The sequence below is a fragment of the Adhaeribacter aerolatus genome, from assembly GCF_007991635.1.
GTDB classification, from domain to species: domain Bacteria; phylum Bacteroidota; class Bacteroidia; order Cytophagales; family Hymenobacteraceae; genus Adhaeribacter; species Adhaeribacter aerolatus.
The window spans coordinates 18585-39262 of sequence record NZ_BJYS01000048.1 but is presented as its reverse complement, the minus strand read 5'-3'; the positions used below and the strand labels follow the sequence as shown (position 1 = coordinate 39262).

The 20678-nt window shown below is 45.2% G+C and carries 14 protein-coding genes; 8 read left to right on the top strand and 6 right to left on the bottom strand.

Annotation, left to right across the window (positions count from 1 at the left end):
• Positions 1-121 precede the first annotated feature (121 nt).
• From AAE02nite_RS23545 to mce, 3 genes are all read right to left on the bottom strand, one after another.
• Complete coding sequence (locus AAE02nite_RS23545; protein WP_146904281.1) at positions 122-1201, bottom strand: acyltransferase family protein; 1080 nt, start codon at positions 1199-1201, stop codon at positions 122-124.
• Positions 1202-1252: 51 nt separating this feature from the next.
• Positions 1253-2671 (bottom strand): CCA tRNA nucleotidyltransferase, encoded by a 1419-nt coding sequence (locus tag AAE02nite_RS23540; protein ID WP_146904277.1) that lies wholly within the window; start codon positions 2669-2671, stop codon positions 1253-1255.
• Between the two features lie 77 nt (positions 2672-2748).
• Positions 2749-3150: a methylmalonyl-CoA epimerase gene (gene mce / locus AAE02nite_RS23535; RefSeq protein ID WP_146904274.1), complete on the bottom strand. Its 402-nt coding sequence runs from the start codon at positions 3148-3150 to the stop codon at positions 2749-2751.
• 130 nt (positions 3151-3280) lie between these two features.
• Here mce and AAE02nite_RS23530 point away from each other — a divergent pair, with 130 nt between their 5' ends.
• From AAE02nite_RS23530 to AAE02nite_RS23520, 3 genes are all read left to right on the top strand, one after another.
• Entirely contained in the window at positions 3281-4495 is a 1215-nt protein-coding gene (locus tag AAE02nite_RS23530) for an IscS subfamily cysteine desulfurase (RefSeq protein ID WP_146904271.1), read from the top strand.
• A gap of 157 nt (positions 4496-4652) precedes the next feature.
• Entirely contained in the window at positions 4653-5066 is a 414-nt protein-coding gene (gene iscU / locus AAE02nite_RS23525) for a Fe-S cluster assembly scaffold IscU (RefSeq protein WP_146904268.1), read from the top strand.
• Positions 5067-5220: 154 nt separating this feature from the next.
• Positions 5221-5547, top strand: a complete 327-nt coding sequence (locus AAE02nite_RS23520) for a HesB/IscA family protein (RefSeq protein WP_146904265.1) — start codon at positions 5221-5223, stop codon at positions 5545-5547.
• A gap of 175 nt (positions 5548-5722) precedes the next feature.
• On the opposite strand, the gene AAE02nite_RS23515 is transcribed toward AAE02nite_RS23520, so the two are convergent.
• Both AAE02nite_RS23515 and AAE02nite_RS23510 read right to left on the bottom strand, forming a co-directional pair.
• Positions 5723-9052, bottom strand: a complete 3330-nt coding sequence (locus AAE02nite_RS23515; RefSeq protein ID WP_146904261.1) for a UTP--glucose-1-phosphate uridylyltransferase — start codon at positions 9050-9052, stop codon at positions 5723-5725.
• 79 nt (positions 9053-9131) lie between these two features.
• A complete protein-coding gene (locus AAE02nite_RS23510; RefSeq protein WP_146904258.1) occupies positions 9132-10082 on the bottom strand; it encodes a UTP--glucose-1-phosphate uridylyltransferase in 951 nt (316 codons plus the stop codon).
• Between the two features lie 491 nt (positions 10083-10573).
• On the opposite strand from AAE02nite_RS23510, the gene AAE02nite_RS23505 reads away from it, so the two are divergent.
• The 5 genes from AAE02nite_RS23505 (at position 10574) to AAE02nite_RS23485 (ending at position 16892) form a co-directional block, all read left to right on the top strand.
• Positions 10574-11710 (top strand): glycoside hydrolase family 43 protein, encoded by a 1137-nt coding sequence (locus AAE02nite_RS23505; protein WP_146904255.1) that lies wholly within the window; start codon positions 10574-10576, stop codon positions 11708-11710.
• 505 nt (positions 11711-12215) lie between these two features.
• Positions 12216-14813: a C10 family peptidase gene (locus AAE02nite_RS23500; RefSeq protein ID WP_146904252.1), complete on the top strand. Its 2598-nt coding sequence runs from the start codon at positions 12216-12218 to the stop codon at positions 14811-14813.
• Positions 14814-14815: 2 nt separating this feature from the next.
• On the top strand, positions 14816-15346 hold the full coding sequence (locus tag AAE02nite_RS23495) for a hypothetical protein (protein WP_146904249.1): 531 nt from the start codon (positions 14816-14818) through the stop codon (positions 15344-15346).
• A 397-nt stretch (positions 15347-15743) separates the two neighbouring features.
• Positions 15744-16307 (top strand): YMGG-like glycine zipper-containing protein, encoded by a 564-nt coding sequence (locus AAE02nite_RS23490; RefSeq protein ID WP_146904246.1) that lies wholly within the window; start codon positions 15744-15746, stop codon positions 16305-16307.
• A 126-nt stretch (positions 16308-16433) separates the two neighbouring features.
• Positions 16434-16892 carry a YybH family protein gene (locus tag AAE02nite_RS23485; RefSeq protein ID WP_146904243.1) on the top strand — a complete coding sequence of 153 codons (459 nt, stop codon included), beginning with the start codon at positions 16434-16436 and terminating at the stop codon, positions 16890-16892.
• Positions 16893-17380: 488 nt separating this feature from the next.
• Here the strand turns inward: AAE02nite_RS23485 and AAE02nite_RS23480 are convergent, their stop codons facing one another.
• Positions 17381-20572 carry an efflux RND transporter permease subunit gene (locus AAE02nite_RS23480; protein WP_146904240.1) on the bottom strand — a complete coding sequence of 1064 codons (3192 nt, stop codon included), beginning with the start codon at positions 20570-20572 and terminating at the stop codon, positions 17381-17383.
• Positions 20573-20678: the final 106 nt, after the last annotated feature.

Here is a 20678-nt window from a genome sequence, read left to right as displayed (position 1 = left end):
TAAATACTATCCCGGTCCATAATTATCAAATGACTATTAAACAGGCTGCTTTGCCACCCCTATAACTACCTACTGAATAAAAGTTAAATCAAAGAACTGGTGAACTGCAGCTATTTACCCATCAACTTGGTAGTCTTTTCCTTAAGAACAGGATGCATGGTTTTTCAAAAATATAATACACCATAACAGCTGTTATCCAAAGCAGAATGAAACCATTGTCTGGAAAAGGATTAATTCTTTGGATTTTATATTGCACCCAACTATTGTGCATGAGGTAGAAACCATAGGCGCCATTTCCTAACCAAACCATCCACTGATAGGAAAAGAATTTACTTACCATCGATCTTCCCTGGATTAAACCCGATAAAAAGTAAGCAACGCCAAAGGGCAATAACAAGTGCAAGCTTATCAAAGACAGCGTTGTATGATACCGGAAAGAAGCGTTATCAAAATAATAAACCAGTAAACAACAGATTATAATTAATAAAACTCCGGCATAAAGGCTTTTAGATTTAGTCAAAAATAAAAAGCGTTGGTCAGGGAAATAGTAGATTAACCGGGCTAGTAACATACCGGCGTAAAAATCGGTAACCCTGCCAAAAAAGGTAATGTTTAAGGTGAAATATATATCAGAAAAAAAGCCAAATGGATTGGCCTCAATAGAGTTAAGATATTGTCCGGAAAGCGTAAGGAAAAGCCCAGTTGTTACGAGTAAAAAGTAACTAATCAGAATTGATTTTCTGGTTCGAAAATACTTCAGAATGAAAGGCGCAAAAAGATAGAAAGTGATTTCGGTGGTTAGTGACCAGGCTGGTCCTATGCCGGTAAAAAGGAGTTTTTCAAAGAAACCTTTGGTTAAAGTAATATTGGTAATAAATACCGGCCAGGCTGGAATACCCACATGAATATATGGAACAACAATTAAAAATAAATACAACGGCAGTAACCTGATTAATCTGGACAATATAAAATTCAGGTACTGCTTTCCGGACAGTGGTAATTTAGATAATAGAGAATAAGCTATGACGAAACCGCTTAACACAAAGAAAAAGGTCATCCGGTACCGGAGAACAACCAATATTTGACTTAGCGTTAGATCATAATTACCTAAACCAGAGTAATGGTAAACAAATACCATACTTGCCAAAAACACCCTTAATCCATTTAATGCGGGGAAATAGCCGGTTTTTTCTTGCTTCATTATCTAAAGCGGGAGGAGTAGAGATTGATTGAAACGTGTTTACAGAACAAATTAATTTTCAGTTATTGTAAAACCCATTTTTTTCCCTTTCTCCACCAAAAAAGCAAAAGCCTCCTCGTATTCGTTCCGGATTTCCCCTTCCAATATTGCCTCCGTAATAGCCTCTTTTAAAATACCTACTTCGCGGGAAGGCTTCAACCCAAAAGTCTCCATAATTATTTCGCCGGTAATTACGGGCTGGAAATTGCGCAATTTATCGCTTTCCTCAACCTGCCTTAATTTCTCTTCGACTTTGGCAAAATTTTGCAAATAACGCTTTACGCGGTTATGATCTTTCGAGGTGATATCAGCTTTACACAATTGCATCAGTGCATCAATATCTTCGCCGGCCTCAAATAATAAGCGACGTACCGCCGAATCGGTAACCGTTTCTTTAACCAGGGCAATGGGCCGCAGGTGCAGTCGTACCAGTTTCTGCACAAACTTCATGTGTTCGTTTAGCGGCAATTTAAGCTCCTGGAATAGCCGGGGCACCATGCGGGCACCTTTGTCTTCGTGTCCGTGAAAAGTCCAGCCTACTTTGGGATGGTACCGCTTGGTATCGGGTTTGGCAATATCGTGCATAATAGCCGCCCATCGCAACCACAAGTCCTTTGATACTTTGGCTACATTATCCAGCACCTGTAGCGTGTGGTAAAAATTATCTTTATGCGTATTGCCATTAACGGTATCAATGCCTTGCAAAGCCGCCATCTTTGGAAAGATCAATTGCAGCAAACCCGATTGAAATAATAATTTAAAACCGTACGAGGGGGTATCAGCCAGAATAATTTTATTCAATTCATCCGCAATCCGCTCTTTCGACACAATTTCTATCCGGTGTTTATGTGCAATAATAGCATCAAAAGTATCGGGCTCTATATCGAAATGCAATTGCGTAGCGAACCGGACGGCCCGCATCATACGCAACGGATCATCTGAGAAAGTAATGCCGGGCTCCAGCGGCGTACGAATAGTTTTGCGCTTAATATCCTGCATCCCCCCAAACATATCTACTAGTTGGCCAAAATCGGCTTTATTCAGGCTAATGCCTAACGCATTAATGGTAAAGTCGCGCCTTTTAAGATCGTCTTCCAGCGTACCAGCTTCTACTTCGGGTTTGCGCGAATGTCGCTGGTAAGATTCTTTCCGGGCACCTACAAACTCAACTTCCAGATCGCCGGCGCGCAACATGGCGGTACCAAAATTCTTGAAAACAGTTACCTTGGGTTTACCGGGCAAAGCTTGGGCAACCGCTTCAGCCAGTTTCATGCCATCTCCTACACAAACCACATCAATATCTTTAGAAGGGCGCTTTAAAATCAGGTCGCGCACAAAACCGCCGATAACATAGGCAGGCATTTTCAGCGCTGTGGCAGTATCGGCAACTAGCTCAAATATTTTATGGTCGGGTAGCTGAACAGGATTCATGAAAAAGAAGAAACCAATTAGTTTCGGGTATATTATATTGGCTTAGACTACAAAAGTAGACGATAAACTTTAAAAGTCTACTTTATTTCCTGGCACAACTCTATCAGAACGCCATTGGCGCTTTTCGGATGCACAAAACAAACTAGCTTGTTATCGGCACCCGGCTTTGGCATATCACTTAATAAACGAAACCCTTCTTTTTTTAACCGTTCCATTTCGGCCAGGATGTCTTCTACCGCAAAAGCAATATGATGAATACCTTCGCCGTGTTTTTCCAGATATTTTGCAATGGGGCTATCGTCATTCAGGGCTTCCAACAATTCTATCTTGGAATCACCAATCCGGAAGAAGGAAGTTGAGACCTGCTCCGACTCTACCACCTCGGTTTTATAAGGCTCCTGACCTAGTAATTTATAATATAAACCGTTGGCGGCACTAAAATCATTTACGGCAATGCCAATGTGCTCTATGTTCTTCATTTTGATTTATTCTAAATAAGTCTATATTTTTAGCTGAATATTCCGTATTTTTGCGCGTAAAATAAAACTATTACGCGCATAAAGGTGTTTTTAAAATACCCTATTACGCTACTAATTTTAAGAAGATACTATGCTAAAATTACCAATATACCTCGATAACAACGCAACCACGCCAATGGATCCGCGAGTACTGGAAGCTATGATTCCGTACATGACCGAGCATTTCGGGAATGCGGCTTCCCGTAATCACCCTTTTGGGTGGGCGGCCGAAGAGGCCGTTGATTATGCCCGCGACCAGATTGCGGCCCTGATTAATTGTAATCCAAAAGAAATTATTTTTACCTCTGGTGCTACCGAATCAGACAACCTGGCCATTAAAGGGGTGTTTGAGATGTATGCCTCCAAAGGAAATCATATTATTACGGCTACTACCGAACACAAAGCAGTTCTGGATACTTGCAAACACATCGAGAAACTGGGTGGCAAGGTAACTTACCTGCCCGTTGATGCCGAAGGTTTAATTAACCTGCAGGACCTGGAAGCCGCTATTACCGATAAAACCATTTTAATTGCCATCATGTACGGCAATAACGAAGTGGGCGTTCTGCAACCTATCCGCGAAATTTCGGCTATGGCCAAAAAACGCGGTATTTTGTTTATGACTGATGGTACGCAAGCGGTAGGTAAAATTCCGGTAGACGTAGAAGCTGATGGCATTGACCTGATGGCCTTTACTGCGCATAAAATGTACGGCCCGAAAGGTGTAGGCGCTTTGTATGTGCGCCGGAAAAACCCACGCGTTAAAGTTACTGCCCAAATGGATGGCGGTGGCCACGAGCGCGGTATGCGTTCTGGCACGCTGAACGTACCGGGTATTGTGGGTTTAGGTAAAGCCTGTGAATTGGCCCGCCTGGAAATGCAGCGCGATATTGAGCATACTTCCCGCCTGCGCGACCGCCTGGAAAAGGAGCTGTTGAAAATAGAAGAATCTTATGTTAACGGTTCGCGCGAACACCGCTTACCGCATGTTACCAATATTTCTTTTAAATACGTGGAAGGCGAAGGCCTCATGATGGGCGTGAAAGACTTAGCCGTTTCTTCCGGTTCGGCTTGTACGTCGGCCTCTTTGGAACCTTCTTACGTGTTAAAAGCTTTAGGCTTAAGCGATGACCTGGCACACTCTTCGTTGCGCTTTGGTTTAAGCCGCTTTACCACCGACGAGCAGATTGATTACGCCATCAGCCACGTAACCGAAGCGGTTAACAAACTGCGCGAAATGTCGCCGTTGTGGGAAATGTTTAAAGAAGGCATCGACCTGAACTCAATTGAGTGGGCTGAGCACTAATATTTAAACAGACATTAAGAACTAGAAATTAGAAACGCTGCTGGATTATTAACTTAATATATTCATCAGCAATAATTTAAATAAATCATTCTAATTTTTAATTCGTAATTATAAGTAATACATAATTTTAATTTGTAATTCATAATTTAATATAGAAATGGCTTATTCAGATAAAGTAATTGATCATTACAGCAACCCACGTAACGTAGGTACGCTGGATAAATCTAAAGCCAATGTTGGTACTGGCTTAGTTGGCGCCCCTGAGTGTGGCGACGTAATGCGTTTGCAAATTGAAGTAGACGAAAACCAGGTTATTACCGACGCTAAATTCAAAACTTTTGGTTGTGGTTCTGCCATTGCGTCATCTTCTCTGGCCACCGAATGGTTAAAAGGTAAATCTATTGATGATGCCTTGTCCATTGATAACATGGAAATTGTAGAAGAATTGGCTTTACCGCCGGTAAAAATTCACTGCTCGGTATTAGCCGAAGATGCAATTAAAGCCGCTATTAACGACTATCGGGTAAAAAATGGCTTACCAGCCCTGGAAGAAGCGAAAGCGCATCACTAATAATAATCAATAACCCACCCGGGTTATTAAACGCAAGAAGCAGACTAGCCCCTCATCGGAATTTGGTCTGCTTTTTGCAATTAATATTTTAAAGAAAGAAGCGGTAATTCTGACATTAATGTAGTCAGAAACTGCTTCCTAAAATTGCAAAGCCATGATAACAGTATCAGATTTAGCCAAAGAAAAAGTAGAAAAGCTAAAAGCCGATGCCCAACTGACCGATAACTTTCGTTTGCGCGCTTCGGTGGCTGGCGGTGGCTGCTCTGGCTTATCGTACAAACTCGATTTCGACGACGAAGTAAAACCAATGGATCAGGAGTTTGAAGACAAAGGAGTAAAAATAGTAGTAGATATGAAAAGCTTTTTGTACCTGGCTGGCACCGAACTTAAGTTCTCAGATGGCCTGAACGGTAAAGGCTTTTACTTCGATAACCCGAATGCCTCGCGTACCTGCGGTTGCGGCGACAGTTTCTCGGTATAACTTTTATTTAAGAAAATATTTTTGTAGTAATATAGGTTTAAAGTTTTAAGAAAAGCTCTGGTCTTTTAAAAGGCTGGAGCTTTTCTTTTTTGGTGCTTGGTGTTACGAAAGTTTAAGCAATAAAAAAGCTGCTCCTGAAATCAAGAGCAGCTTTTTAAAAAAGTTTAACTAAATATTAAAAAGTACAAAGCGAGGCAATATAATCTTTACTGCCATCCGTAACCCAGGCATCTAGTTGTGCCGGGTCTTTCATTTGCTGACCCCGTAAACGTGGCACCGCAATATAGCCGCATTGGATATCAGTTAAGCCTGACATATCGCTCCAGAGTTTTTCGATTTGAGCAACCGGGTAAATATCTTCCTGGCCGTGGCCCCAGCGATATTTCACATCTTTAATGGTTACATAAGTCGGCATCCGGTGCGCTACTTTGCGTACAGCTTTAGCCAGCAACGCCGCATCACCTTTTAAATCCTGCCGGGTAAGCCCAAACAAAGCTAATAACGGATCAACCTGAATCCAGGTAGTCATGGTATTGTAATAGCTCAGGTTCAACTCGTCTTCTTCGCGCGGCTGCGCTAAACCTTCGAGCAGACGTACGTGGCCGTTTACGCGGGCTAACCCGCCGCCCCGGTCCTCGATGCGACGCGGCACTACTTCAAACGTCAGCACATTGCCCGAGGCCAGGTGATGCCCCAAAGCAGCCGGATTTATGTCGGCACCAAGGGTATCAATATTATGCAGCATAATGGTTTCTACCTGTGGGTTTTCTTCGAGCAATTGGGCTAAGGTACCATTGCGCAATAGGTTCGATACTTCGTACCAGTGGCCCAGTGGAGAGAAACGTTGCGATGCAATATTATCAACGTAATCGGTACCTTCACCTTTACCTCTGGCCCAATTAATCATCGACTGCCTTACCGATTCCCGAACTTTTTGCTTGTTTTCGTCAAGGGTTTCCTGCGGCATTTCTTCCCACATAAAGCGTAAATCACGCTCCATCGGCACAAAGCGTTGCCCAATAGAACGGCCCGGCGATAAATAGACCGGACCATTGTATCCGAAATTATCCGTTTGGCTCAGCTTCTTCTCAATAGGCTTGTGCGTGAGGTAACTGGTCGCAACCAGATGTGGAATAACGGCCTGATATTTTTCGCCTACCGTGCGGGTTTTAGCCAAATGAATTTCCAGGAAACTCCGGTGTACACCATCTATTTCAACAAACGGGTTCAGTGCTTTGATTACCCCAGCTCCTTTTGTCCAGCGACTGCCCACCCCGGCGGCCAAACTTAATACGCCTACTTTGCCGGCCTTGATGGCCTCTTCACCAATATTTGATTCGGCTGTTAATGCTTCCAGTTGCACCACATCGGTTGGGCGCACATCTTCAATGGTGGTTTCGGCGTGCAAGCGATTACGCGATAGGCCAATGCGGCCTTTCTGCAGCTCTTCTCTTATTTCTTCGTGCTGAATAAAATCGAAACCATTTTCTTTTTTAATGCGGTCAGCTTTTTCGTTTTCGTCGCTGCGGTTGCTTTGCGAGGACGGATCAGATACTTTAAACAGGTTACTGACAATGGTACGTAGCAGCGGATACGCCAGGTGATGCTGCTCGGCTAAAGTCGTAAAATGGTCAATTTCAGCCCGCCGGATGTAAGAAATGGCATTAGGATCTTTGCGGACCAGTTCCGACACATGGATACCGTAATATTGCTCCGGCATTAGCGCTTCGGCGCCTTCATGCAACGACGACCAAGTACCCCGCTGGTTAATGCGCCAGTTATACACTACCGGTTCCATGGCAAAAGGCAGCGCATCCGATAGTTCAGCTTTGGTGGTACGCAATAAATCCAGCACCCGCATCTTGTAATGCTCATACTTTTCCGGGTTCACAAACATACCCATACCGCCACCCGACATACCGCCCAGCATCAGGAAGCCGTAGTAGTCAGGGCCAAATTCTTTTTTAGCTTTGGCAATAATTTGTTCGGTAAAGTAAGTGGAAGCCCACGGAATAATGGTTTTAATCGGGTATTCCCAATTGCGAGCGGTGTTGGCACCCAGCTTCTGAATATCGCCTTCTTTTAGCGCCCCGAGAATATTATCAAAAATTTGGTTGGTTTGCTGGCGGGCTTCCCATTCTTTATCACCGCGGAGCAGGTATTTTTCGGTTACCATCTCCAGAATTGGGCCCACGTTAGAGGCCATGCCCCCGTGCATCAGCACCAAAGAATTGGTAATTTTATCGGAGATTTCCGGGTGAATAGCCTCGCATTGTAATACCCTATGACGCGGTAATAAAGTACCGCGGCTGATACCGGCTTCCGGATCGCCTTCCTGGGCAAATGTACCCGTAATGGCTTTGATGCCGGGCCAAACACCACCGGAATCCTGCCAGCCACCACCCGAACCACCAATCCACTCGCCCAGAATAGCGCGGGAGGCTACTAAACGGCGCTCACTTTCTTCCAGGCCACCCACCAGGTTTTTCGTCTGGCCGGTTGCCCGCATCAGTAAGCTGATAATGGAACCTAATAAATTGGTAGAAACGGCAAAACGCGAACCCTTCGGAATATCGTTTACCTTAGTTACCACCTCAATGCCCATTCCGGGCGCTACCATGCGGGATAATATTTTTTCCAGCGATTGGTTGGTCCCTTCAAAAGAAGGCGGAATTAAGCCCGAAGCAATTACGCCGGCTTTTACCAGACTCAGGTAATCATTACCGAAGTTAAATAAATCGGCCAGGTCGTGGATGTCCTTGGTGGTATTCAGGTCGATGCTGGTGAGGCGGAGCACCGGCTCTTCGATAACCCGGATGTAGGTTTGCAAAGGCGGTTTAATGTCTTTGTCGCGGCCAAATACGCCTAAATCAATCGAAATATTTATAACCCGTGCGCCCTCCGGGTAATCCATACCCAAAAAGAAAATATCGGACCAACCACTATGCGTTAAGTCCATGCGCACCGAAGTCTGTTCTTCCAGCACCGGGTAAAACAAACTGTTTTCAGCCCGTTGCAGCAATTTCGGGTGGATCTTGATGGGGTGCTCATCCTGGTGACCTACCCGGAACATCCACTGGTTGCCTTTGCTGGAGCGCACACTTTTGCGCACCTGGTCGGCCAGAATCTGGAAAGACAAATGATGATAGCTATCGGCCAAGCCACTAAACAAGGTAGCGTTGGGGCCGTGCAGATTTACCTCTTGTAAAAAAGTGGCAATGGCCTGCTCAAAACGCCGACCTAATAAATCTTCGAAGCCGGCGTAAGGAATTTTGCCGGTAGCCGGTACATCCTTTGCTTCCATCAGGAAGAACCGGTAACCGGAGTATAGGAACAGAATGGCCCGTACTTTCTCGTATAAGTTAGGGGTATTTTTCCGAAATTCATCCAACTCCTGCAGGGCCCGGAATAATTCCGCGGAAGAAAATGCCTGAGCCATTTGGTGGAAAGAGCGGTTTCTAACTTCCGGATCGGGTGAAGTAATGGTATTTATAAAAATATTCATGCAGCCTTAATTCTTAAACATGCCGGAACAGGTACAGCTATTCTAGTAACTACTCTGTTTTTGCCGGCACTAAATATTTTTAGTTAAGTTGACGCAAATTGGCTTCGGCCAACAATTCTACCAGGGTAGTAAGAGTTTCGTCGTGGGCTTCGCCGGCCAAACCCAACGCAATCTGGGCTTGCAACATGCCTAACTTTTTACTTAAATCGTAGCGGTTACCTTTTACTTCCAAGGCCAGGTATTTATCGGTGGCGGCTAGTTCCTGCAAGGCCGGTGTTAACTGAATATTGGTTTCGCCGGTATGCAGGTGTTTTTCCAGGATTTCGAAAACGGCTGGCACTAAAACATGCATCCCGAAGAAGCATAAATAATAGCCCATGCGCAATCCCGGTGTTTGCAGTTCCAGTTCGGCCACACTCAGCGACGGCTTCTCAATTATTTTATCTATCTGGTAAACACCGGGCTGGTTGGGCAGGTGTTTGCCGGTTAAAGTACCGTAGCGGCTAATCTGGTGTTCGATGGTCGGGTTTACCGCCGATACCGAACAATTTTCCTGTAGCGCAATTTCTATTAACTGAGCGGCACAACGCTTTTCGCGCAGGTTAGAAACATATAAATAATCGCCGAGCAACAGCAAGAAAGGTTCGTTATTTACAAAATTTCTGGCGCAGTAAACGGCTTGTCCATAACCTAATGGCTCAGTTTGTTCTACAAACTGCAAACGGCCGGCTAACTGGTCAATTTTATCGGCTTCTTCGCGAGCCCATTGCACGCCTTTATAAGACTGAAGTAAATTATTCCGGAGCGAAGTAAAAGCTTCCTGGTACCGCGGGCCGTCGCCGGGCGCACAAACCACGCAGATCTCTTCAATGCCGCTGGCAAAAGCTTCTTCACAAATAATCTGGATAGCCGGTTTATGCAAACCATCAATATCAATTACAGGCAACATCGCCTTCTGAACCGTATCGGCTACCGGGTAAAGTCTTTCGCCCCGGGCCGCGGCGGTAATTACAGCTTTTTTTATTTTCATAATAGGTTGACCAAATTCATCAAAAACGGCACGAAGTTACAGAACATTTAAATAAACTAATATTTTACCGGAATATATATTGTTAAAAATCAAGCAATGAACGAGGTTTTGCTACTATTATTCAGCCAAAATAATCCTAATCCGGTTCAATGATGGAGCAACTTTTAGTTCAAAAATGCTACCGGGCACCAAACTCTAATTTCTACCGTTATTTATTCTTACCCGAATGTGATTCTTATGTGTTGCAAACACAAGCCTTTAGGCACTCAAAAACGTTTTACAGGTTCTAGGCCTTATATTTACCCCATTCTTTGTGCCTGCATATCATTCTTAACCAATAGCCTGGATTATTCCGGTTGCTGGATTAAAAACTTTCATTTGCAACCTATTTATAATAATTGTACTTTTGACAATAACTATAACAAAGTCTTTAACTCAGAGCCTTTGTATCGTATCTTAAAGCTATTAACCACCCTCCACCAAAACGCAACATGCTTAAAAACTTAAAACTGAAAAAAGCCCTGCTTGCCTTAACCGTTCCGGCTATATTAGCAACCGCCTGCGAGCAAAAAAGGCCAACCGCCGAAACAACCGCTACTACGGATCAACCGACGGACACCACCACCCAAAGCTCGGATTCTGATTCTACCGGCCAAAAATTCTTAAACAAACCGTTGATTTCTGAAATCTACACAGCCGACCCTTCAGCGCACGTGTTTAACGGCCGCATTTACATTTATCCTTCGCACGATATTGAAGCGGGCATTCCGCAGAACGACAACGGCGACCACTTTGCCATGCGCGATTACCATATTTTATCTATGGACAGCATTAACGGCAAAGTTACCGACCACGGTGTAGCGCTGGATGTTAAAGATATTCCGTGGGCCGGACGCCAATTGTGGGCTCCCGATGCCGCCTTTAAAAATGGCACTTATTACCTGTATTTCCCGGTAAAAGACAAGCAGGATATTTTCCGGATTGGGGTAGCCACGAGCAAATCACCAACCGGGCCGTTTAAAGCCCAACCACAGCCAATGGCGAACAGCTACAGCATGGACCCGGCCGTATTTACCGATACCGATGGCACTTCTTATATGTATTTTGGCGGTATTTGGGGCGGACAATTACAGCGCTGGAGTAGCGGCAAATACAACCCCAAAGACGAATATCCTGCCGATGATCAGCCAGCTTTAACGCCGAAGGTAGCCCGCCTGAGCAAAAATATGCTGGAGTTTGACGAACCCGTTAAAAACGTACAAATATTAGGTAAAGACGGCAAGCCTTTGTTGGCCAAAGAAAATGACAAGCGCTTTTTTGAAGCGGCCTGGCTGCACAAGTACAACGGCAAATATTACTTCTCCTACTCTACCGGCGACACCCATAATATTGCCTACGCTATCGGCGATAGCCCTTATGGCCCATTCACGTACCAGGGCGTAATCCTGAACCCGGTTCTGGGCTGGACCAACCATCACTCTATCGTACAAGTTAAAGACAAGTGGTATTTGTTCTACCACGACACCGAACTATCGAAAGGTCAGACGCACCTGCGGAACGTAAAAGTTACCGAGCTTACCCACCGTCCGGATGGTACCATCGAAACCATAACGGCGCACCAAGAATAATTAAAAGTTAATAAAGTTAAAAAGCCAGCTTTTGTTCTAAAACAAGGGCTGGCTTTTCTGTTTTTATTTCCACCAAATGAAACCATTAGAATTATTCCCTACGCTTTAACGCATTAATAATAATTGATTACCTAAAACGATTAGGTTTCCCATAACTGCACGAAGAATACTTCAAGCACTCACTTACTTAATGAGTGATATACTGCGGCGAAATTCCTGTCTACCTATCTGCTATACAAACACTTACACCCAAATCATACATTACCAACAGGTTTTCTCCTGATGTAATAAGTTTAACGCTAAAGTCAAACCCGGTTTTCAGGCATTCAGCCGATACCTTAAGCCATTCAGCAAACTAAAATTTTAATGGGCTGAGGCGCACTCCATCTTTGTATCGCAACCGGAAGAAAAAGGCTGACTCGAGGCTTATTTGTGCGAACGACAACGGCCTCTTTCTTAATCTGTTTGCCAGACAAATTTTACGCCCTGATAAACTAACACAACTATGAAAAAAATTTACTTACTGCTGTTATCCTGCATTCTAATCTGGCAGAGCAGCCTGGCCAAAGAGGTACCCGTAGCTGACGCCCAACAAGTAGCCAGCAACTTCTTAACCAATGTTATGCCCCAGCGGGCCAATGGCCGCAGCGCCCTGACCTTAACCTTGGTACACCGTGAAATAGCGAAAGCCGCTGCCGGTAATGCCTCCCAAAAACCTCTGCCTTTTTATTATGTGTTCGCAGCTAAAGAAACCGGCGGAACCGTATTTGTATCGGCCGATGACCGGGTTGCGCCGGTGTTGGGTTATACCCTGAAAGGTGGCTATGATCCCGCCCAGATGCCGCCCACCTTAATAAAATGGCTCGAAAACTACAAAAACGAAATCCGTTTTGCCGGCAAGCAAACTACTGTAAACAAACCCGCCCAAGATGCATGGCAGGCACTCAAAACCGGAAACAAGATCAGTTACAGTTCTGACTTAACCACCGCCGAAGCAGTAAATCCTTTACTCTCTACTACCTGGAACCAATCGCCGTACTACAATGAATTATGCCCTTACGATAATGCAGCTGGCCAAAAAGCCGTAACTGGCTGCGTGGCCACGGCCATGGCCCAGATAATGCGTTTCTGGAAATATCCGGCCAAAGGCAGCGGCTTTCATTCTTATAACCACGAAAAGTACGGCACTTTATCGGCTAACTTTAGTAATACTACTTACGATTGGAACAACATGCCCAACCGGCTTACCGGCCCCAATGCGGCCGTTGCCACCCTGATGCAAAATATTGGGGTAAGTGTTGATATGAACTACGACGTAGCGGCCAACGGTGGCAGCGGCGCTTATGTTATTTCGTCGGCCAGCCCGGTGCAGCATTGCTCCGAATATGCCTTAAAAACCTACTTTGGCTACACCGAAGTAAAAGGCGTTAAGCGGGCCGATTATACCCTTGCTGCCTGGATTGAACTTCTGAAAAATGAGTTAAGCGAAGGCCGGCCCATCTTGTACGCTGGTTTTGGTGGCGGCGGCGGTCACGCGTTTGTGTGCGACGGCTTCGACCAGAACAATATGTTTCATATCAACTGGGGCTGGGATGGCGCTTACGATGGCTTTTTTGCCATTTCGGCCCTGAACCCGAGTGGGGTTGGCACCGGCGGCGGCACCGGTGGTTTTAACAGCAACCAGCAAGCTGTTATAAATATTAAAGCGCCCACTAAGACGCCATCCGAGCAAACTGCCAGGCTGGAACTTTACGACAACGTAACCATCAATACCAACACCATTAATTTCGGCGGGGCCTTTACGGTGCATACCGATATTATTAACCGCGGTACCGGAACATTCCAGGGCGATTACGGGGCAGCTATTTTTGATGAAACCGGCACCTTCATCGAATTTGTACAAACCTTTACCGGTAACGAATTGCAATCGAACTACCACTACACCGATGGCATCGATTTTAAAACCGACGGCATGGTTTCTTTGCTGCCCGGCAATTACAATATTTATATCTACGCCCGTAAAACCGGTGGCCAGTGGGAACAAGTTAAAGGCGGTTCTTTTACCGCGGGCGTTACCCTGAAAGTAGTTAATAACAGCAGCATCGATTTATTCGCCGCATTTACCACCCCGGACCCCAATGCAATATACCAGGGCAAGAAAATTATAATTACCTCGGCCATTAAAAATAACAGCGACGCTGCTTTCAGCGGGGTAATAGACGTAAGCTTATATAATTTGGATGGCGAACATGCCTTTACCATTGAGCAGAAACAGGTAAATCAGTTGTGTAAATCCTGCAACACCAACGCCGTTACCTTCACCAACGAAAACCTGGATATCCAGCCCGGCACCTATTTGCTGGCCATGCAACACCATACCGATGCCGATGGCTGGAAATTAACCGGTTCAGCCAAATATGCCAACCCCGTGAAAGTGGTGGTACAAGTAGCGCCCATCAGCGGCGATCAGTACGAAGATAATAATACGGTTAACAAGGCTTATACCCTGCCGCTTAGTTTTGCCGGTACCACGGCCCACGTAACTACTACCAACGCCAATATTCACGTGGGCACCGACTACGATTATTTTAAGTTTAATTTGCCAGCCGGTAAAAAATACGAACTCACCGTACGGGTTCACGACTCTTACGCCGCTACAGATAATAAAACGTACACCAACGATGTGCTTTTTTCCCTGTCGGATGATGGCAAGAAGTGGACCGATGCTTTTGACGATGAGATGGAAACAGTAGAAGTCGAGGGCGGCAACACCATTTACGCTTATGTGTCGCCATACTTTCAGGGTGAAACTGGTACCTATATGCTGGATATTACAGTTAAAGAAATGGTTACCACCGGCATAGAAGATGATTTGGAAGATTTGGCGGTACAAGCTTACCCCAATCCTACTACCGGCATCCTGAACCTGCAGCAGAAAAAAGATTTTCAGCAATATTCCTTGGTTTCCCTTACCGGTCAGGTACTCCTGGAAGTACCGAAAAACAGTTCCCGGTTAGATATTTCGCACTTGCCCAGCGGCATTTACCTGCTGCGCATACAAACTAAAGAGGGCTACCAGGTACAAAAAATTCTGAAGAAATAATCATGAATAAATATTTAACTTGCTGGTGCCTGCTGGCCTTACTGGCCGGCAGTTGCCGAAATTCAAAAATAAGTATGGCTACACCTCAAGCGTTAGAAGCACTGGATTTTTCTGCCGGCCCGCCTACTATTGTGTATAAAACCAAACGCGACTACACCAATAAAGTAGCTGTAATATTTAACGCTGATAAAACCGCTATTGTGGCTTACCCGCACCCACAGGATATCGCTAAAAAAGGAGAGAGGGTAAAACCCACAATGCTCGCCCAAGGCTACCTACTTGATAACCAAGGCTTAAACGAAAACGCAGCCTTTACCCAATACACCTTTGAAGAGTATGCCGCGTTAGCCAAAGCTCCTACCCTAGCCGAACTAAAAGCCAGCATAATTGATAAAGACCCATTTATGGAGCTATGCCACTGCGGTAACCGCAACCAGTTTAGAGCCATCGAAGCCGAGCTAAACCAACTGATTATCCGTAAATTAATTCCCTGTCTGGCCACCGCTACCAACTTCCGGCATAAATTAAAATAATTTGTAATTCAGCAATTTAGACATAAAAGCAGCCCCGAAGCTGCTTTTATGTTTTTATACCGGCCGGGGAAACGGAAAATTCGGTTATTGAAAGAACTGCCAACAAGGGCATATAAATGCTCTTTTATAGAAAGTATACAGCTCTCAACCAGATTAAAAAGAGTTGCCTGAAGCAGATAATCTTTTCAAAAAATATACTAAACGCTATTTTAAAAGTGCCGTAAAAAGTTCGGATTTTAAATTGGTTAAGGAGTTATTACCAGTACAGTTTATTTGAAATATTACCTGCGCTAAGGAAAATTTTTATATACTAATACCTAGATATATGATTTTGGCATAGTGTTTGGAATTACCTTCTGAAACTGAGAAAGAGTTTATCAACTTAAAAGATTTTGTTATGAAAAAGGTTAGTTTAATATTCAGCCTGATTTTATTAGTAGCAATCGTAATTACCGCTGTTGAGGTGCAAGCGCAGGAAAAAAGAGGCTGGAGCCCTCAGGCCAAAGGAACTGTAATTGGCGCGGGTACTGGGGCAGCGGCGGGTGCTATTATTCATAAGCGGAACCGGGTAGCTGGTGGTGTGGTAGGTGGTGTAGTAGGTGGTGCAGCCGGCTATGCCATTGGAAAACATAAAGACAACAAAAACAAAGAGGCGGCCCGCGTAGCTGCTGCTAACCGCGCCGCTGCCGAACGAGCTGCTACCGCCAACCGGGCTGCTAAGCGCGAAGCAGTAGCCGCCAAAAAATCCAGTGCCCCGGCTAAACAAGCCATTGCGGCTAATCAGCCGGCGGCAACACCCTTGGCCAACGGCTTTAATGCGGCCAATGCTACCGGCATGTACGCGGCAGCTAACAATGCTGATTTAGCCCGTATTTTAGCGGCCGGTTACTTACCCAACGACCATTACGGCGATACTTCTAAACCTTACCACACTTCTGAGTATCGCAGAAAGAGCTGGTAATAAATTTTACATTTTTCTTAAAGTAAAACCCAGGCCACTTCGCCTGGGTTTTTTAATAACCCAAACGCCTTTAAATAAGTAAGGGTATCTATATTTAAAATTTACTATAATTAAATATCTTGTTTTATGAAAACATTCATTTATAGCTTAATATTTACTTTTCTGTTTACCGCTTGTGCCAAGTCCGGCGAAACAGTTAATGTGCAGGCTCTCAATCAGCAATTTATAGGTGCCTGGAATAATAAAGATGCGGATAAAATAATTTCTTTACTAGCCGAAGATGTACATTTTCTGCAAGGCGAAGTTCATTTTAACGGTAAATCCGAAGTAGCCGACAAGTGGGTACGGGCTACGATTGGGACCATTGCAGATTTAAAAACCAATGTGGTTAGTTCGGCTACGGATAGCGAGATAGCCTACGAAGCCGGTACTTTTTCGGTGGATGTTTTACCCGAAGGGCCAAACCAGCCCCATGGTTACGGCGAAGGTAATTTTATGCTGCTCTGGAAAAAAGATAAAGAGGGTAACTGGAAACTAAGCTACGCGCAACTGGAAGATTTACCTGTAGAAGCCAGAAACCAGTAAGAAAATTTAACTATTTAACTGTCATAATATTTTATTTAGTAGAACTGAAAGTGAAGCTGTTTAGCATAGTATAAATTGCCTGAACCGCTGAGACATTAGCAAATAGTTTGGCAGAATATTTAAATTTTAAACAACAATGAAAACCTTGAAAAATATTCTAAGTGTTATTTTCATTGTTTACACTGGATTATTAATTATAGTGTATTTTGGTTCTCTCTATGAGAAGATAGTCAGACCTGAATATAAAAATTTGGATTTTGAAGGATTCTTCCTACTTGGTTTGGTAGTCCTTTTTCTCTTGTTTATTGATGTTATATTAGTTAAACGGCTAATCATGAGAATAAAATCAAAAGAACAAAAATAAACATTAACTAAGATAACTTTATATATTTTAGTTGAAGCTAAACCAAGTTATCTCCCCAAGATTAAAACAAAAGCCCCGCTCATAACAGGCGGGGCTTTTTTGGCTATAAAAGAAAACAGGAAAATTAATGGGCAAAGCCTTCGCCGTCGTGGTCGTAATCTACTTTGGGGTACAGCTCCTGCAATTCGGCTAGTTTCTTTTTACCGTAGGCAAAGCGGGTAATTACCATAAACAATACCGGCACGACAAATAAGGCCAGGAACGTAGCCGAGAGCATCCCTCCTACCACCGTCCAGCCGATGGTTTGGCGGGCAACCGCCCCGGCCCCCGAAGCAAAAGCCAGCGGCAACACACCTAAAATAAAGGCCAGCGAGGTCATAATAATCGGGCGAAGACGCAGTTTAACAGCTTCCAGGGTAGCGGTTAATATTTCTACGCCGTGGTCCACGCGCTCTTTGGCAAACTCCACAATCAGAATCGCATTTTTCGCCGCCAAACCAATCAGCGTAATCAAACCAATCTGGGCGTAAATATTATTCGAGAGTTTGGGCAGGAAAATCAGCGCAACAATAGCACCAAAGGCCCCTAAAGGCACCGCTAACAGAACCGAGAACGGTACCGACCAGCTTTCGTAAAGCGCCGCTAATAACAAAAATACCAGCGTAATCGATAAAGCAAATATATAAATGGTGCTGTTCCCCGACGATAATTCTTCGCGGCTTAAGCCGGAGAACTCATAACCGTAACCTGCCGGCAACACCTGCGCCGCCACTTCTTCCAAGGCCTGAATAGCTTGACCGGAGCTATAACCCGGCGCGGCATTTCCGTTTATTTCTGTAGACCGGAACAAATTATAGTGCGATACCACCGGGGCATTCTCGGTAACTTTATACGACACCAACGCACTTAAAGGCACCTGCTGTCCTTGTCGATTGAGGACGTAATATTGCTGTAAATCCCGGATATTGTCGCGGAAAGCCGTATCGGCCTGGGCCACTACCCGGAAATTACGGCCGTACATGGTAAAATCGTTGATATACTGGCTACCCATGTACGTACTCATGGTCGAGAAAACATCGGTGAGTGAAACACCCAGTTTTTTAACTTTCTCACGGTCTACATTCAACTGATAACCCGGTGTGCGGGCCGTAAAGAACGAGAAGGCGCCGGCTATCTCGGGCCGCTTGCGTACCTCCGCCAGAAAGTTCATTACTACGCCTTCAAAAGCTTTAATATCGTCGGTGCTTTCGCGCTGCTGCAGCATAAAACTAAAACCACCGGTAGCACCCAAACCCGGAATTGCCGGCGGCGGTACCACCACAATATTGGCATCCTTAATTTTGGCAAACCGCTGTTGCAGCGTCGGGATAATGCCGGCTAACTGCTGGGCCGCTTCCTTCCGCTCTTTCCAGGGCTTGAGTTGCACAAAGATGGTACCGCTGTTAGACTTAATAGAGAAGTTCAGAATATTAAGCCCGGCAATGGCCGAGTAATTATTAATGCCCGGCGTGGTGCGCAGTTCTTCCGAAATTTGTTTTAATACGGCCACCGTACGGGTACTGGAAGCTGCCTGGGGTAATTCAAACGTTACAAATAGCCGGCCTTCGTCCTCCGTCGGAATAAAGCCGGTAGGCTTCATCTGGAATAAACCTACGGTACCCACATAAATACAAGCCAGCAATATAAGCACCAGCGGGGCGGCTTTTATGCTCCGGCGCACGCCTTTGGAATAAGAGTTGGTAACACGGGCAAACCATTGGTTAAACTTGTAGAAGAACTTGTTCAGGCCGCGCGAGTTTTCATCGAGCTTCATGGGCTTCAGCATGAGCGAGCACAAAGCCGGGGTTAAAGTAAGGGCCACAAAGGCCGAAATTAATACCGAAATAGCGATGGTAATGGCAAACTGCTGGTACAACCGCCCCACAATACCCGGTATAAAACCTACCGGAATAAATACCGCCGCCAGAATTAAGGCAATGGCAATAACCGGCCCGGTAATATCTTTCATGGCTTTGCGGGTTGCTTCTTTCGCCGATAGCCCTTCGTGATCAATATAATGCTGCACCGCTTCAACCACCACAATGGCATCATCTACCACAATACCAATAGCTAGCACAAACCCGAATAAGGTAAGCGTATTAATGGTAAAATCCAGCGGGATAAAGAAAATAAAAGTACCCACAATAGAAACTGGAATGGCCAGGATGGGGATGAGCGTAGCCCGCCAGTTCTGCAGGAACAAAAATACCACCAGAATTACCAGAATTAACGCTTCTGCCAGGGTTTTCACCACCTCGTCAATAGACACTTGCACCACCGATACCGACTCGAAAGATACTTTATAGTCCATATCGTTCGGAAAAGACTTCTTCAGGTTGGCCAAAGCGGCGTAAACCCCGTCGGCAGTAGCAATGGCATTACTGCCCGGCGATTGGTATACCAGCAAGAAGGTAGCGGGCTTGCCGTTTACGAAAGCCTGGCGGGTGTAATTAAAGCTGCCCAATTCTACCCGGGCCACATCGCGCAGATAAACCAGCGAACCGTCCTCGGGCCGCGTCCGGACCACAATATTTTCGAATTGCTCCTGCCCGGTTAATTTACCATTTATGGTTAACGGGTATTCAAAAGCCTGGGTAGAAAACTGGGGCGCGCCACCCACCGAACCGGCGGCTACCTGTACGTTCTGTTCCCGCAGGGCGGCGGCCACCTCTGTCGGGGCTACGCCCATTTGAGCCAGCTTATCGGGCCGTAACCAAACGCGCATACTAAATTCTTCGCCTACGGTATTAATATCACCTACCCCCGGCACCCGCAAAATAGCGTCGCGGATGTAAATATTGGTGTAGTTGTCGAGGAATTTAATATCGTGGGTGCCATTGGGCGAGTAAAAAGTTACCACCATCATAATGGTCGGGTTCCGTTTCCGAACGGTTAAACCCAACCGGCGCACTTCTTCCGGCAAACGTGGTTCGGCAATACTTACCCGGTTCTGTACATCCAGCGTGGCAATGTCTATATCGGTGCCTACTTCAAAGTTTACGTTCATCGACATCTGCCCCGTACTGGTACTGTTCGACGACATATAGGTCATGCCGGGCGTACCGTTTACCTGGGTTTCCACGGGCGTTGCCACCGTTTGCTCCACCGTCTGAGCATCGGCCCCTGTATAGTTACCGTTAATAGATACTACTGGCGGAGTAATATTGGGGTATTGACTCACCGGCAGGTTTAAAATGGCCAGCGTACCCACCAGCATAATTACCAGCGAGATAACAATGGCGGTAACCGGCCTTCTTATAAATACTTCTGATATCATATGGGGTTAAATGTTAAAAGCTGCAGGTTACAAGTTGATTTATAATATTCTACCGGAACCTTCCCAATCTTTTATGAATTTTAAAGCGATGCTGTTCAGGATAAGT

What these genes read in the sequence shown, in the direction of transcription:
- AAE02nite_RS23500 (WP_146904252.1), top strand. Translation starts at nt 12,216, where the DNA reads ATGAAAAAAATTTACTTACTGCTGTTATCCTGCATTCTAATCTGGCAG.
- AAE02nite_RS23495 (WP_146904249.1), top strand. Translation starts at nt 14,816, where the DNA reads ATGAATAAATATTTAACTTGCTGGTGCCTGCTGGCCTTACTGGCCGGC.
- mce (WP_146904274.1), bottom strand. Translation starts at nt 3,150, where the DNA reads ATGAAGAACATAGAGCACATTGGCATTGCCGTAAATGATTTTAGTGCC.
- AAE02nite_RS23485 (WP_146904243.1), top strand. Translation starts at nt 16,434, where the DNA reads ATGAAAACATTCATTTATAGCTTAATATTTACTTTTCTGTTTACCGCT.
- AAE02nite_RS23545 (WP_146904281.1), bottom strand. Translation starts at nt 1,201, where the DNA reads ATGAAGCAAGAAAAAACCGGCTATTTCCCCGCATTAAATGGATTAAGG.
- AAE02nite_RS23540 (WP_146904277.1), bottom strand. Translation starts at nt 2,671, where the DNA reads ATGAATCCTGTTCAGCTACCCGACCATAAAATATTTGAGCTAGTTGCC.
- AAE02nite_RS23490 (WP_146904246.1), top strand. Translation starts at nt 15,744, where the DNA reads ATGAAAAAGGTTAGTTTAATATTCAGCCTGATTTTATTAGTAGCAATC.
- AAE02nite_RS23520 (WP_146904265.1), top strand. Translation starts at nt 5,221, where the DNA reads ATGATAACAGTATCAGATTTAGCCAAAGAAAAAGTAGAAAAGCTAAAA.
- AAE02nite_RS23515 (WP_146904261.1), bottom strand. Translation starts at nt 9,052, where the DNA reads ATGAATATTTTTATAAATACCATTACTTCACCCGATCCGGAAGTTAGA.
- AAE02nite_RS23510 (WP_146904258.1), bottom strand. Translation starts at nt 10,082, where the DNA reads ATGAAAATAAAAAAAGCTGTAATTACCGCCGCGGCCCGGGGCGAAAGA.
- iscU (WP_146904268.1), top strand. Translation starts at nt 4,653, where the DNA reads ATGGCTTATTCAGATAAAGTAATTGATCATTACAGCAACCCACGTAAC.
- AAE02nite_RS23530 (WP_146904271.1), top strand. Translation starts at nt 3,281, where the DNA reads ATGCTAAAATTACCAATATACCTCGATAACAACGCAACCACGCCAATG.
- AAE02nite_RS23480 (WP_146904240.1), bottom strand. Translation starts at nt 20,572, where the DNA reads ATGATATCAGAAGTATTTATAAGAAGGCCGGTTACCGCCATTGTTATC.
- AAE02nite_RS23505 (WP_146904255.1), top strand. Translation starts at nt 10,574, where the DNA reads ATGCTTAAAAACTTAAAACTGAAAAAAGCCCTGCTTGCCTTAACCGTT.